This window comes from Thermoanaerobacterium sp. PSU-2 (assembly GCF_002102475.1).
Classification (GTDB): domain Bacteria; phylum Bacillota; class Thermoanaerobacteria; order Thermoanaerobacterales; family Thermoanaerobacteraceae; genus Thermoanaerobacterium.
Window position 1 is genome coordinate 138,513 of sequence record NZ_MSQD01000005.1, and the last position, 14,152, is coordinate 152,664.

At 35.5% G+C, this 14,152-nt stretch carries 15 protein-coding genes; 2 read left to right on the forward strand and 13 right to left on the reverse strand.

Annotation, left to right across the window (positions count from 1 at the left end):
- Positions 1 to 3: 3 nt before the first annotated feature.
- The 5 genes from BVF91_RS05725 to BVF91_RS05745 all read right to left on the reverse strand — a co-directional run bounded on the left by BVF91_RS05725 (position 4) and on the right by BVF91_RS05745 (position 5,432).
- A complete protein-coding gene (locus BVF91_RS05725) occupies positions 4 to 477 on the reverse strand; it encodes an NADH-quinone oxidoreductase subunit B family protein (protein ID WP_013786933.1) in 474 nt (157 codons plus the stop codon).
- Between the two features lie 7 nt (positions 478 to 484).
- Positions 485 to 1,348, reverse strand: coding sequence for a respiratory chain complex I subunit 1 family protein (locus BVF91_RS05730; protein ID WP_085112507.1), 864 nt, complete (start codon positions 1,346 to 1,348; stop codon positions 485 to 487).
- Entirely contained in the window at positions 1,345 to 3,228 is a 1,884-nt protein-coding gene (locus BVF91_RS05735; RefSeq protein WP_085112508.1) for an NADH-quinone oxidoreductase subunit 5 family protein, read from the reverse strand. The genes BVF91_RS05730 and BVF91_RS05735 overlap by 4 nt, the downstream gene beginning before the upstream one ends.
- 202 nt (positions 3,229 to 3,430) lie before the next feature.
- Positions 3,431 to 4,915 (reverse strand): AAA family ATPase, encoded by a 1,485-nt coding sequence (locus BVF91_RS05740; RefSeq protein WP_085112509.1) that lies wholly within the window; start codon positions 4,913 to 4,915, stop codon positions 3,431 to 3,433.
- On the reverse strand, positions 4,908 to 5,432 hold the full coding sequence (locus tag BVF91_RS05745; RefSeq protein WP_085112510.1) for a hypothetical protein: 525 nt from the start codon (positions 5,430 to 5,432) through the stop codon (positions 4,908 to 4,910). The genes BVF91_RS05740 and BVF91_RS05745 overlap by 8 nt, the downstream gene beginning before the upstream one ends.
- A 189-nt stretch (positions 5,433 to 5,621) precedes the next feature.
- On the opposite strand from BVF91_RS05745, the gene BVF91_RS05750 reads away from it, so the two are divergent.
- Positions 5,622 to 5,984, forward strand: coding sequence for a NifB/NifX family molybdenum-iron cluster-binding protein (locus BVF91_RS05750; RefSeq protein WP_085112511.1), 363 nt, complete (start codon positions 5,622 to 5,624; stop codon positions 5,982 to 5,984).
- A 54-nt stretch (positions 5,985 to 6,038) separates the two neighbouring features.
- Here the strand turns inward: BVF91_RS05750 and BVF91_RS05755 are convergent, their stop codons facing one another.
- Entirely contained in the window at positions 6,039 to 7,094 is a 1,056-nt protein-coding gene (locus tag BVF91_RS05755) for an Mrp/NBP35 family ATP-binding protein (RefSeq protein WP_085112512.1), read from the reverse strand.
- 233 nt (positions 7,095 to 7,327) lie between these two features.
- Here BVF91_RS05755 and BVF91_RS05760 point away from each other — a divergent pair, with 233 nt between their 5' ends.
- Positions 7,328 to 7,564, forward strand: coding sequence for an HPr family phosphocarrier protein (locus tag BVF91_RS05760; RefSeq protein WP_085112513.1), 237 nt, complete (start codon positions 7,328 to 7,330; stop codon positions 7,562 to 7,564).
- Positions 7,565 to 7,603: 39 nt separating this feature from the next.
- Here the strand turns inward: BVF91_RS05760 and BVF91_RS05765 are convergent, their stop codons facing one another.
- The 7 genes from BVF91_RS05765 to BVF91_RS05795 form a co-directional block, all read right to left on the reverse strand.
- Entirely contained in the window at positions 7,604 to 8,710 is a 1,107-nt protein-coding gene (locus BVF91_RS05765; protein ID WP_085112514.1) for a hypothetical protein, read from the reverse strand.
- Positions 8,711 to 8,774: 64 nt separating this feature from the next.
- Complete coding sequence (gene rsmA, locus BVF91_RS05770) at positions 8,775 to 9,593, reverse strand: 16S rRNA (adenine(1518)-N(6)/adenine(1519)-N(6))-dimethyltransferase RsmA (RefSeq protein ID WP_085112515.1); 819 nt, start codon at positions 9,591 to 9,593, stop codon at positions 8,775 to 8,777.
- Positions 9,594 to 9,642: 49 nt separating this feature from the next.
- Positions 9,643 to 10,650, reverse strand: a complete 1,008-nt coding sequence (locus BVF91_RS05775; RefSeq protein WP_085112516.1) for a resuscitation-promoting factor — start codon at positions 10,648 to 10,650, stop codon at positions 9,643 to 9,645.
- Positions 10,651 to 10,833: 183 nt separating this feature from the next.
- A complete protein-coding gene (locus BVF91_RS05780; protein ID WP_085112517.1) occupies positions 10,834 to 11,115 on the reverse strand; it encodes a hypothetical protein in 282 nt (93 codons plus the stop codon).
- A 66-nt stretch (positions 11,116 to 11,181) separates the two neighbouring features.
- Complete coding sequence (locus BVF91_RS05785; protein ID WP_085112518.1) at positions 11,182 to 11,955, reverse strand: TatD family hydrolase; 774 nt, start codon at positions 11,953 to 11,955, stop codon at positions 11,182 to 11,184.
- A gap of 130 nt (positions 11,956 to 12,085) precedes the next feature.
- Complete coding sequence (locus tag BVF91_RS05790; protein WP_240495826.1) at positions 12,086 to 13,330, reverse strand: MFS transporter; 1,245 nt, start codon at positions 13,328 to 13,330, stop codon at positions 12,086 to 12,088.
- Between the two features lie 57 nt (positions 13,331 to 13,387).
- Entirely contained in the window at positions 13,388 to 13,810 is a 423-nt protein-coding gene (locus BVF91_RS05795; RefSeq protein ID WP_085112519.1) for an EamA family transporter, read from the reverse strand.
- Between the last annotated feature and the right edge of the window lie 342 nt (positions 13,811 to 14,152).

The window sequence follows — 14,152 nt, forward strand, 5'->3', positions numbered from 1 at the left end:
CTCCTAACCTAAGCTTTTGGCTGAAACTATTACTTCCTTGCGAGAATACTTCTCTTTTAATATTTGTGCCGCCTTGTAAAGACCATCTATCATGGCCTCAGGCTTAGCTGGACATCCTGGAACGTACACATCGACAGGAATCACCTTGTCTATGCCGCCTAACACATTGTAGCAGTCCCTAAATATGCCTCCGCTGCATGCACAAATTCCCGCTGCCACAACTACTTTTGGATCAGGCATCATGTCATAGACATTTTTCAATACATCTTTATTTTTTTCATTTACAGTGCCCGTTACTATCAAGATGTCAGCATGTTTCGGATTTCCCACATTTACCATACCAAATCTTTCCATGTCATATATAGGCGTCATACATGCCAAAACCTCTATATCACATCCATTGCAACTTCCACAATCGTAATGGACTACCCATGGTGATTTTGAGAAGGACTTTTTCACAAATTCTTTTAAACCCATAAATTTATCACCTCGATACATTGCTAAAGTACAGGTAAGCAATATTTAAGACTGTAAAACTTATACCCACAATCCAGCTAAAGCTAAGCATCCACTTAAGCGTCATCCTTGCAGATATATTATCTACAATTATATCTAAAAAGAATACAAAAAGCGATATCAAAGCACCGATCACAAGATTTTGCGACCAGAAAATTGCCAGCATTGCTAAAAGCAGCACTAACTCATACCAATCAGCTATTTCTATTAAAGCCAGATACGGCCCTGCGTAATCTGTGAGAATCCCTCTTACAAGCTCTTGATGAGCATGTTCAGATGTAGAAAAATCAAATGGAGATTTCTTTATTTTTATGTCCAGTACAAGGCTTAAAACCACAAAAATAAGCGGCAAATCCAAAAGAAGCCTTCCATGTGACATTATATCGTGCAAATTAAAGCTTCCAGCTACGTAGTACATGCCAATAAGCACAAATATAAGGAGAGGTTCATATGCCAACATCTGCATTAATTCCCTCTGGGCCCCTACTTGGCTGTATGGAGACCTTGTAGCCAACGCCCCTATTACATAGAAAACAAGCCCTATTGACATTATGAAAATTATCATAAGAAGGTCAGCTTTTATCGCAAAGAAGCCAACACTTAGTATAGCTGATAATAAGTATATATACGCTGCGAATATCTGAAAGTCGTTCACTATCATCTTTTCTTTAGAAAGCAATTTTACAACGTCATAAAAAGGTTGCAATATAGGCGGACCATACCTGCCTTGAATAAGTGCCGTTACTTTTCTGTCTAATCCAGTTATAAGTCCACCTATAAGCGGGGTCAAAATGACCGCCGCCGCAAAAACCAAATAATCTACCCACGTCATAGCAATATCCCTCCGAAAACCGCCAGTATCAAAATAAATGAGATGTAGTTCATGTACTTCGTCATCTTCTCTTCATTTATTATGCTTGGAAGATAATAATTTTTTACATCATAGCCGTTGTTTGAGTCATCATAATTGAGTCCAGCTTCGTATGGCTTTGTCTCTACTATGTCACGTGAATTCCTTATTGTCAAAAACGCCAAGATAACAGCTAAACCTATGGCGAAAAACACTGGATATATAGAAAAACCACCAAGATTGCTTTCAAGGTATCCTGATGCAGCTTTTATCGAAATCGACATCTTAAGCATGTTTATTTCAGGCTTTACAATTGCATTAAAAAGCTGCGTCACAGCCAAGCTCAATACGATTGCTATCGTAACTAAACTGTATAAAGCAAACTTTATTGTTGACGGCTGTTTTTCTACGAAAAATTTGCTGTTATGCCCTTCTGATAAGATATTGCCTATCCACCTGGTGTAGTACATGACTGTTATAGCGCTGCCTAAAATCAAAAGCAGTGCCACAAGTAGATTTCTCGATGCTGCTTCAATGGCCATCCACTTGCTTAAAAGCATACCAAATGGTGCAATCATCAATGACAAAATGCCTATAAAAGTTATGATAGTCGTAACAGGCATTTTTGTGATAAGCCCTTTCATATCCTCGATGTCACGGCTGCCTATATTTTGTTCAATTGTGCCAACGCACAGGAACAAGAGAGCCTTTGACACCGCATGGAATATTAAAAGCAAAATTGCCGCCGTTATAGCGCTGGAAGTATTGATTCCTATGCTGGATATCATCAATCCTAAGTTGGCAATCGTGGAATACGCCAATATCTTCTTCCCATTGCTTTGACTTAAAGCCAATATAGACGTAGCGATAAACGTGAAAGCACCATACAGTGCTATAAATCCACTTAACGTAGTCCCTCTAAATGTAGGAGCTAATCTTAAGATAAGGTATATAGCAGCTTTCACCATCGTACTTGAGTGCAAAAGTGCCGACACCGGTGTCGGTGCCACCATAGCACCTAAAAGCCAACTTTGGAATGGCATTTGAGCAGACTTTGTAAATGCACCTAATACCATAAAAGCCACAGGTATCAGCAAAATATACGATGTATCAGACTTCAAAACAGCATCTAATGTTATCATGCCAGTATATTTGTATAGGATTATGATTCCAACTAACAATGAAAATCCACCAAACATATTAATCCACAAGGCTCTTGATGCGTTTTTGATTGCCACTTCTGTCTTATCGTGGGAAATAAGCAAGAAAGATGACAGAGAAGTTATCTCCCAGAAGAAATACAACCACATTAAATTATTAGAGAATATTATGCCATTCATTGCTCCAAAGAACAAGAGTATGACTGCAAAAAATCTTGATTGCCTTGATTTAACCAATTTCTCTTCTTTTTCATGATGGTCCATGTAGCCAAAAGCATACAAAGCTATTATAGGTCCTACTATCGAAACTACCAAATTCATTATTATTGAAAGATTGTCGATGTAAAATGCGCTTACCTCTTGCTCTTTTAGTACAAACAGTTCAAAGTACGCAAGAGGCAATATCTGCAATATTGAAAAAATCGCTATCTTAGGTTCTTTTACCTTAAATGATACATAAAGGGTATAAAGCAAAAGCACATAATCGCCAACTTTTATCAATTTATCAATGATTCCATAAAATGATGTCCCAACGACCGTTGGCAAATTGGCAGTTTTAAAAATCGCCAATGAACTTAAAAATACAATAAGCAATGTAGCCGAAACAAATGCTTTCCTCGCCGCTGCCTTACCAATTGTAATTGTTATCAAGCTCATTACAATCGGAGCAATAATGCTTATTAAAACCAGATCACTTGTCATTTTTTCACTCCTTATCTATTCAATTTAATGAATATTATATATTGTATACATTTTTAAATACCCATTTTGATTATAAATCTAATTGAATAATAAGTCAATTGTATTTAATATTAATTAATTTTGTTTATTATTTAACAATATTTCAATGAATTTTGCAGTTTATTCCACAAAAATAGCAGAGGAATAATCTCCTCTGCTGCCATCAACAAGCTTTTTGTGCAGTTTCTCCATTCAATATCCTTCTCAAATACTCGCCTGATATCGTTTCTTCTTTAACTAATATACTTGATATTTCGTTTAGCACATCGATTTTGTCCTTCAAAAGTTCTTTGACCTTTTCCTCCTGCTCTTTTATGATTCTGTTTACTTCTTCATTTACCTTATCTCCTGATATGTCGTCTTTACTGATGATGCCAAGGCTTGAAAGCCCTGTATAGACTATTTTCTTTGCAATATCCACTGCCTGTTCAAAATCGTTGGCAGAGCCTGTACTTCTGCTGTTTAGAATGAGAAGCTCAGCAGCCGTTCCACCAAGAGCCACCATTATTTCGTGCTCCAACTGTTCTTTCGTGTATATAAATGTATCGTCTTTCTCAGTCTGTCTTACGAAGCCTAAAGCCTTACCTCTTGGCACTATCGTTACAGTAGCCACAGAATTAGGATTGACTATCTCTCCAATTATGGCATGTCCTGCTTCATGTATCGATACTCTTAGTATCTCATCTTCTGTAGGCTTTTTATCTGTCTTTTCGCCAAGTATGACTTTGTCAACCGCTTCCTGCAAATGCTTTTGCATTATCTTAGATGAACCATCCCTCATGGCCAATATAGCCGCTTCGTTGCACAAGCTTTCCAGATGAGCTCCCGAGAAGCCAAAGGTATCTTCTGCAATCGCCTCTAAATCCACATTTTCATCTAAAGGCTTGTTTCTCGTATGAATCTTCAGTATTTGCAGCCTACCGCTTTTATCAGGAAGATCTACCGTCACCTGCCTGTCAAACCGCCCCGGCCTTAATAAGGCTGGGTCTAACATATCAGGTCTATTTGTAGCTGCTACCACAAGAATATTTATATCATTATCGCTTTTTATTCCATCCATCTCAACAAGAAGCTGGTTTAGTGTCTGATCGTACTCATGATGACTTTCGTTTGTACCTCTTTTTGCACCAAGTATGTCTATTTCATCTATGAAGATTATCGCGCTGTTTTTTTGCTCCTTTTTAGCCAACGCTTTTGCCGATTCAAAAAGTTTCCTGACTCTCTGTGCACCGACACCTGCGTACATCTCTATAAATTCACTGCCAGATGTAGCTACATAGCTAGAGTCAGTGTACTTTGCAGCAGCCTTAGCAAGAAGCGTTTTGCCTGTACCTGGAGGTCCACTTAAAAGTATTCCTTTAAGCGGCCTTATGCCCATTTTCCTGATTTTATCCCTGTTTATCACAAAATCCAATGCTTCTTTCAGCTCTGATATGGCTGTGTTTTGACCGCCTATGTCATCAAAAGACACGCTTGTGTCAGGATTTACTACTTTTCCTGACGAACTTATAAGCCCCCTGCTTTCCAGCAAGAAGCTTAAAGCGAAAATCATCATTCCTACTATCACAATAGGAGTTATATCTATGCCTAATATAGCAGCAAAAATCACTAATGCAATTGAAATACCGATTAGTATTTCTTTAACCATCTGTTACATCCCCCTTTGTATTGCGCGGTATAATCTTGTACAAGTAATTTTGACCATCATATATACTTAAATATATATTGCTACCATCAATATAGACATTCGTCTTCGCACCTTTTTCAATGCCATTTTTGTCAACAATTTTGCTCATATCTATATAATCGCCATTTTGAATGGCCTGATATATGGCAAACTGATCTTCGTAAAATAGACTGTCTAATTTGTCGTTAGGATTGTCAACTATCTTTATATCAATTTTAACCGGATATTTCTCAATTATTTTTTCAATGTCCTTATACGCTGTCATAAGGTTGTCTACCTTTTTAAGCTTGATATTTGCCGTATAACCGCTGTTTCCAATACTTACATTTGCAGATTGAACATTATTGAAGGACTTTATGTCATTGGCTATCTTCTGCGGCAATATGCGGTTCTGATATAAATTAAATCCTCCTAAAAGCACACCCAACGCCAACGTCACTGTTACTATAACTACCTGCCATTTTAATTTTGAAAACATAATATACCCCCTTTCCAGCGACGTGATATATCATATTATATCATAAAATATATACTCAGACAACACCATAGTATCTCATTTGATTTCTTCAACTCATAAAACTATAATTAACTTAATAATATATAATTATATTACAACTTATATCCAAAACTTAATGTTTAAAATTTACAGAAATAGGAGTGAAAAATCATGAGGATAGCAGCTACTGTGACAAATGACGGATTAATTTCTAAATTGCCAGACGGTCCTTATATAGTTATCTATGATGTAGAGAGAAAAGACGCAGAAAAATACGAAAATCCAGGTTTTCCTCTAAAAGATGGTAGGCGAATCGCTACAGTTAATTTTCTCATAGAAAAGAAAGTCGATCATGTCATCACAATACCCGAATCATTCTGCGACATATCGTATGGCAAAGCTAAAAATAGCGGCATCAAATTCATAAGACTTGATGAAAGTCTGCCATTTGAAAATGTCATAGAAAATCTTGAAACTTACTTAAATAGCGCAGCGTATGATATACCAGAACAAGAATTATTTAAGAAAAAATGAAAAATTTATAGGAGGCATTGGTAATTTCGATGCCTCCTTTTTTAAGATAAATTATCAGCCAATAGGCTTTACTTTTTCTGACACTTTTTTCGCCAGTTCCAAATAGTATTCTGCTTCAGGTTCATTTATAAAAGCTACTGGCAAGCCAATATCGCTTTTTTCGCGTATCTTTATGTCAATAGGAATCTTTACAAGAACTTCTGTATTAAGCTCTTTTGCAAGTCTGTCTGTTTCGCCTTCTCCAAATATATTGTACTTTTTATGGCAATCAGGGCACTCAAAGTACGACATGTTTTCAGCTATTCCTATAAGCTCTATATTTACCTTCTGAGCCATATATGCAATCCTTCCTGCCACATGTGAAGCAGATGCTTGTGGAGTCGTGACAAGCAAAAATTTCTGCTCAGGTATTTTCTGCATTATTGTAAGAGGTACATCCCCAGTGCCTGGTGGCAAGTCAATTATCATGTAGTCAAGTTTTCCCCAATAAACATCATTCATAAACTGCTCCAGGACGCCTCCTAAAAGCGGTCCTCTCCAAATAAGCGGTGTATCTTCATCTGCAAAATTGCCCATGGAGATAACCTTGATGCCGTACTTCTCTATTGGCAGTATCGTATTTTCATCTAATGCATAAGGTCTTTCGCCTACTATGCCTAATAAACGAGGTATGCTGAAGCCTAAAACATCGGCATCAATTAAGCCAACTTTGTAGCCTAACTTTCCTAAAGCAACTGCAAGGTTTGCAGAAACCGTAGACTTACCAACACCGCCTTTGCCGCTTCCAACTGCGATAACACGAGTCTTTTCAAACAAAGGCACTTTCCCTTGATTCATGCTATTTGCAAGCTTTTGCCTTTCTTCTTCTGTCATGGCTCCCATGTTGACAACCACATCATCAACGCCATCCAAGCTTTTAAGTTTATTTATGACATCTTCCTTTATGGTGTTTTGAAGTGGACAGCCTTTGATTGTCAATTTTATGTCAACTGTGACTGTACTGCCGTCTATATTGATATTATCAACCATATTAAGGTCGACGATGCTTCTTCCTATCTCAGGATCAAAAACATCTTTTAGTACATTTAAAATTTGTTCTTTTGTAAGCAACTGTATACCCCCTAATGGTATTTTATTTTTTAACACTTATATTATAATATACAATCCTAATAAATAGAATACCTATAAAGCGAAATTTTTATCATATGTCACATTTAAAATCCACCTTAATGGAGTGAAAACAATTACCAAATTAACAATGAAATTTTTGTTAAATCGGTTGATTGAATAAAATTAGCTCTTAATATATGATTAAAATAAATACAAGTAAGGGGGATAAGTGTATGAAGGAGTTTCAGATTTCTTTAAATTCAATTGATAAGGTCAAAAATTTTGTGGAGAAGATGTCAAAATACCCTTTTGATATTGACATCGTATCAGGTCGCTACGTCATCGATGCAAAGTCCATAATGGGGATTTTCAGTCTAAATCTTGAAAACTTGCTTACGGTTATACCACACACAGACGATGAAGAAGCATTGGCTAAGTTTTCCGATGACATAAAAGAATACATGAAGTAAAAATAAATTTAAAAGCGTAGACTATCTACGCTTTCACTTTTATATTATTGGCGGCGGTGTAGAGCCTTTTGGTATGGCTATTTGTCCCGTCATTGCATCAATGTGCATCAACCAGTACCCCATATCACCAGCATTTCTCATATTTTCTTTCAGTGGGCACCAGTACACAAATCCTGTCATGCCTCCAAAAGGTTGGTCAGAAAGTGTAAATAGCCCCGGCATACCGTAGACGATGTATTTAAGCTTACCATTTTCGTCATTTACAAATCCCACTAAATAATGATCGTAGAAACCATTCCTATATCCCGTATTTATCCTCCACCATCTGTAACCTTCCAGATTATTTTCAAATGGATGAACTTCATCAAGGTAATTCACAATATTATTCACATACTCTTTTAAATATTTTACATAACCGCTGTTTTCCTGTTCATAAACATCACTTTTAGTTATTGTATCATCGCTTTGATGCTCCGGTTGAACGCTTGTATTCCCTTCATCATTTAAATTAACATCACCCGTCTCCTCTATATTGTCAATTTGTCCATTTTCCACATCTTTTTCAGGCTCAACTTGAATTTCCACTTCTTCTTCGTGGTATTCCTCGTCATTGTACTGTGGCAATGTTGTATAGCTATCTACACTTTCTTTTTGACTTTCAACTAAATCCTCAATAAAATGAATCTCGCTTTTATCTTTTTCAATATTCTCTATGTTTTTCATAAGCTTCTTATAAGTGGCTTTCCAGTTAAATCTGGACTTGTCTATGACGCCAGACAATGGAATCAGCCTCTGTTGTCCATTATCTGCTTCTACTAATGCTACAGCAAGATCATCAAACTTCACACCCTTATCAAGCACATCGTCTGTATTAAAAGACCATTCTGCACCGCCTCTGCCTTTGTCGTCTACCCTTATTGCTCCAAACTCAACTAATTTAGGACTCTCTCCGATTTTTAAAAATTTTACTGTGTAAGAATAATTAGGATCGAGATTTTGAAGCGACGCTGTAATTCGGCCCCTTCCGTTCATAGTTTCTATTTTAAGGTACCCTGATATTTCCTTGTCCTTTAAAAGCGACGCACCTCTCTCGTCAGGTTCCAGCATTATATACATGCGCTTATAAATATCCTTCCTTAAAGGCATTTTATATCCCCCTTATTTCAAATATATTTTAGCAATATATATTATGAAACAGGGGGATTTAATATTACATCTTCATATCATAAATGGTGTTTGCAAGCTCAGCAAACTTTTCTATTGAAAGAGTCTCTCCTCTTTGTTTTAAGTCTATGCCACATTTTGTCAAAGCATCTGCAATTATTGATTGATCAATGCTAAGGGATTTTAAAGAATTTGTTATTACTTTTCTTCTCTGTCCAAATGATGATTTTACTATTCTAAAAAAAAGTCTTTCGTCCTTCACAAATACAGATGGCTTATCAAGGACATGTAATTTTATAAGCGATGAACTTACTTTTGGCTTAGGTGAAAATACTTCCGGAGGAAGATTTAACAGTATCTCCGGCTTTGAGTAATAGTTTACTGCTACTGTCAATACGCCATAATCTTTGCCACCTGGATTCGCACATATCCTCTCCGCCACTTCTTTCTGCACCATTATAGTTATGTCTTTCATCAAGTGGGACTCTAAAAGTTTCATTATTATAGGCGATGTTATGTAATAAGGCAGGTTTGCAACGACTTTGCACTTTTCCCCTCCAAAATACGCATTAACAGTTTCTTTCAAGTCAACTTTCATTATATCGTCATTTAATACGATTAGATTATCACGTCCTTTAAAATCTGCCTTAAGTATGTCATAAGCTTCTTGGTCTATCTCATAAGACACTACCATATTAGCCTTCTCCAATATTTTCCTTGTAAGGGTGCCTAAACCTGCGCCTATCTCTATCACATTATCATCCTTTGTTATGCCTGATAAATCCACTATTTTTGATAGTATGTCTTCATCAAAAATAAAATTTTGTCCAAGTCTTTTCTTTGTATTGAATCCTTTTATTTTCATCATCATCCAACCTCGCTTTTTTCCAAAAAACAAGACAGGTTAAACCTGTCTACTTAAGTATATAAACTCTAACAGTTCGTCTTCCCCAATTACACGCTTCTCTATACGATGTAAAGAACAAATCGATGATATTGCCTTTTATCGCTTCCCCAATATCTGCTGCAACCCCAGGACCATACCCCTCAACATAAAGTCTTGTACCTAAAGGTATTACTCTCGGGTCAACCGCAATGATACCACGCCCGACTGTAGCACCAGAATACGTTAGGGATCCAGGCGGTGCATCATACCCTGTCGCATCCATTACCTTCATCTCTCTATATCTGTAGGTTTCTCCCCTTGACGTAGTCAAAAGCCCTAATGTGCCTACCTGCACTATCTTTGTTATGGGATTTTGCACTACGACGTCTTTTATAACTTGCCTTGATACTTCTTTCCCATCTTCATATGTAATTTTTATCGTCTTTTCTCTCTTTCCGTTTTGACCTTCTTGCACAACTAAAGTCTGACCTCTTATCATATTGTCATTTTGAATTGTTTGAACGTTGAAAGCTATATCTTCATCTTGAGTTATTACTTTTTCATTTACTCTAGTAATTGTGACATTCATTCCGCTATATGTTTTGCTATCTAAAGAGGTGCTAATTTTATCGATGGGACTTACTGTGATTTTTCCTTGAGCTAATACATCTTTTAATGTTGGTTTTACTGTGTATATTGTAATATCTTTTCCATCAACGTGAATTACCACGGGGTATGCTCTTTTAATGCTAACTTTCATTCCATTTTTCAGCTTCGAATCTATCGATGGTGTAACTTCGTCTTCTTTTCTAAGCTTTATATTTTTCTCCGCCAATAAGTCTTTTACACTGCTTTTAAATGTGGTCACAGCAACTGTTTTTCCGTTATCTGTGATCGTCACCTGTTTTTTCAAGTTAACGTATACAGTTGTACCTACTAACAAAATGACCAATGCAGCCAATATCAGAATTCCAACCGGTTTTTTGATAAGCTCAGTAAATGCATCCGGCCAAATTCTTCGGTTGCTTGCATCCATTACATAACCTCCTCATTTTTATTGGGAAGACTTTTTATAATTTTAATATAACATATTATTTTTGTCAAATTCATTTCATAATATTTATCTCCATTTCCATAATAAGTTATCACTTATATTATCTACTACATTATTATATTATATACATGAAAATATTATGTTTCTTTTGAAAAAAATACGCCCTTACGGGCGCATCATCTGCATCATTTGTGTCATTATCATGTATGCCATTGAAACATGATTGTAAGCATCCATAAACATTCTCATATGCTCAGGAGGGCACTGCATTGGTGGCATCATGCCCGGCATTCCTGGCATTGGATAAGGCATTGGTCCCATTGGTGGCTCGGAAGGGCACGGCATCGTAGGCATACCGCCCATTGGCGGTTGCATAGGACCTAAATACGGTTCTGGATTTACAGGTGGAACATTCATGGGATTTTCATTTACATTTTCTCCATCCATTTTTCGATTTTCCTCCTTTTTTGAAATATCCATTTCAATACAGTATATGTTCCACCTTTTAAATTGCTATAAATTACTTGGACTTATTTTAAATAACTCTAAGGCGTTAGATGCTGTTATATCACAAACCTCATCAAATATCATATTCTTTATTTCAGCAATCTTTTGTGCCACGTATTTCACATTAATAGGCTCATTCCTCTTACCTCTATGGGGCACAGGCGTCAAGTAAGGACTATCTGTCTCAATTAACAACTTTTCTATCGGCACTTTCATAGCTACATCAACTGCTTTTTTCGCATTTTTAAATGTCACTGGTCCTCCCAATGAGATGTAAAAGTTCATCTCAATCAACTGAAATGCCATTTCGCTGCTGCCTGAATAGCTGTGAAAAACTCCTCTTAAACTGCTTGTCCACTCTTTTTTGATAATATCAAGCATATCGCCATGTGCATCCCTGTCGTGGATTATTATTGGCAAATCATACTTTTTGGCAAGCCTTATCTGTTCTATGAAGCACTGTTTCTGGTATTCAACTGGTGGATCGCCGTAATAATAGTCAAGTCCTATCTCTCCTATAGCAACAACTTTTTCTTGTGATAACAATTCCTCAATAACCCCAATGTCGTTTATCTCTTTTTGTGAATGCTCAGGGTGTATGCCAATGGCGGCATATATAAAATCGTTACTTTTAGCAAGCTCAATCGATTTTTTTGACGTCTCAATGCTGGATCCTACATTTATCAATAATGTAAGCTCATCTTTGCACCTTTTTATAACATCATCCCTATCTTCATCATACTTTTCATCTTCCAGGTGTGCATGAGAATCTATAATCATAAAATCAACTCCTAAATGCTTTTATAGTCATTTTTATTTTAGCATATTTTATCAACGGAAAAATAATAATAATCTTACAAAAAAGAACAAGATTATTTTATTGCACGATCGTCTACAATTTTGCGAAAGATCAATTGATTGATTTAACCCTATTATATGTTTTATAAATAAGTGATACAGTAATCTCTGCAATTCCACATAGAATAAAAATCGCCTTTGCGTTAAATATGCCTGTTAAAGCACCACCTATTCCTAAGGATATTATCGATAAAGGATCGACTAATGAACCTAAAAATCCGTAAACCTTGCCTCTATTATCGTCATTAGTATTTTCTTGTATTATCGTATCTGTAAGTGTTTCAAATACTACAAATATTACGCCTAAGAAGGTAAAAAGTATTGATGATAATAAAAATATTTTGCTGTTTGAAAATGCAATTAGAGTAATTCCATCAAAAAGCAGTACAGTCGTCATAATTGAAATATTATTAAATTTCTTTCCTATTGAATTTATCAATATACCTCCAATAAGCCCTCCAACACCTGCTAGCGAAAAAAGCATACCACTTCTTGCTGCAAGCAATTTCTCTCCACCTAGGTAGTTCTTAACAAAAATATACACAAGTGGCGTTTGCATACTTATTATAAGCGTACTCAATAGATTAAGATTTATCACCTGTCTTATTACCATGCTGTCTTTGATAAATCTTATTCCTTGCTTTATTTCACTTACTATATTGTTGATTGTTTTTAATACATCATTAAATATATTCTCACTTTTATCTTCTTGAGCCTTTTCATCTATTCTAATAAATGCAATTAAAATCGCGATTATGATAAATGTAAGACTATCTATTAAAAAAGATATATCATTCCCAAATATCGAAACAATTATACCACCTATAGAATACCCCACTATCATATTTATACTTGATAAACTGCTTCTTATGCTATTTGCCTCTAAGAGATGGTCTTTATCAACCAAAAGCGGGACAATCGAACTTCTAGCGGGATATTCAAATGATGTTAATATACCGTTTATAAAACTAATTATGTATATTAGGCTCATATCATTTGCAAATATCAATCCAAAAGACGTAAAAGCAAATAATATATATAAAATCATCAATATGTTCTTTTTTCTCATCTTATCGACTACATTCCCAGCAAACAAACCTAGCAAAAAACTCGGTATCCCTTCAAGCATTAGTGTTGCACTTAAAGACAGTCCACTATTTGTAAGATACAATATTTTGCTTGAGATAGCTATCGTGGTAAGTCTTGTGCCAATACCTGATATTACATAACCAATAATATAAAGCATAAAATTGCTATTTGATAGAAATATTTTATTTCTTTTTGCAAAATCATTCATCATGTCATCACTTCTTTCCATAATCTTAAATTTAGCCATGTAAATAGCAAGTATTCTTCATTTGCTATTAATTAACACTAATCCAACAACGCAAAGCAATATGCCAATCAAATTCGCCATTGAAATATTTTCTTTAAAAAATATTATACCTATGGGAATTAACAATAGCGTAACAGATACGTTTGAAACTATTGCACCTAAGCTTATATCCCATCCTACCCTGTATGCAAGAAGAAACCCCAACTCTAATAAAATTATAGACAATCCTAAAGCGCAACTTGTCCAATTTAATCCTTTAAATGAATCAATTAAATCAATATTTTTATGATAGTAAATAAACACTATCAAAGAACCTATTAATGCAGTACAATATGTCAAAATTAGTGATGCAATTGGATCTGACTTTTCTGGTATCATTTTTTGGAGAATATGGTAAAACACATTAGCAATAATAGTTAGTATAATTGGTATATAGTACAAAAATCCCACCTCTTATTACATATTACATTCTTTGTAATTTGCCCCAAAATTTAAATTACCTTCATAATAGCATCAATGTTTAATTTTAGCAATAGCTAAATAAAAATCGTATGGCGTTTTTTTGAGATGCAAGTAAAAATTCTATTTTGCTCATCATAAAACGAAAACAACTTTAATCCAGACGACTGCTTTTTACAATAGGCAGCAATGAAGCTCTAATTGTAATAAAGTTTAACATCATAAACTTTTATTACATAACTTAAAGCTTATCTTACATATACACATGTTAGGCAAACTTAGTAAAGCAGAAACTGAGATGCCGAAATTCGGCACCTACCTCAT

Excerpts from the sequence above, each read along its gene's own strand:
- BVF91_RS05725 (WP_013786933.1), bottom strand. The coding sequence starts at position 477 with ATGGGTTTAAAAGAATTTGTGAAAAAGTCCTTCTCAAAATCACCATGG.
- BVF91_RS05730 (WP_085112507.1), bottom strand. The coding sequence starts at position 1,348 with ATGACGTGGGTAGATTATTTGGTTTTTGCGGCGGCGGTCATTTTGACC.
- BVF91_RS05735 (WP_085112508.1), bottom strand. The coding sequence starts at position 3,228 with ATGACAAGTGATCTGGTTTTAATAAGCATTATTGCTCCGATTGTAATG.
- BVF91_RS05740 (WP_085112509.1), bottom strand. The coding sequence starts at position 4,915 with ATGGTTAAAGAAATACTAATCGGTATTTCAATTGCATTAGTGATTTTT.
- BVF91_RS05745 (WP_085112510.1), bottom strand. The coding sequence starts at position 5,432 with ATGTTTTCAAAATTAAAATGGCAGGTAGTTATAGTAACAGTGACGTTG.
- BVF91_RS05750 (WP_085112511.1), top strand. The coding sequence starts at position 5,622 with ATGAGGATAGCAGCTACTGTGACAAATGACGGATTAATTTCTAAATTG.
- BVF91_RS05760 (WP_085112513.1), top strand. The coding sequence starts at position 7,328 with ATGAAGGAGTTTCAGATTTCTTTAAATTCAATTGATAAGGTCAAAAAT.
- BVF91_RS05765 (WP_085112514.1), bottom strand. The coding sequence starts at position 8,710 with ATGCCTTTAAGGAAGGATATTTATAAGCGCATGTATATAATGCTGGAA.
- rsmA (WP_085112515.1), bottom strand. The coding sequence starts at position 9,593 with ATGAAAATAAAAGGATTCAATACAAAGAAAAGACTTGGACAAAATTTT.
- BVF91_RS05775 (WP_085112516.1), bottom strand. The coding sequence starts at position 10,650 with ATGGATGCAAGCAACCGAAGAATTTGGCCGGATGCATTTACTGAGCTT.
- BVF91_RS05780 (WP_085112517.1), bottom strand. The coding sequence starts at position 11,115 with ATGGATGGAGAAAATGTAAATGAAAATCCCATGAATGTTCCACCTGTA.
- BVF91_RS05785 (WP_085112518.1), bottom strand. The coding sequence starts at position 11,955 with ATGATTATAGATTCTCATGCACACCTGGAAGATGAAAAGTATGATGAA.
- BVF91_RS05790 (WP_240495826.1), bottom strand. The coding sequence starts at position 13,330 with ATGAATGATTTTGCAAAAAGAAATAAAATATTTCTATCAAATAGCAAT.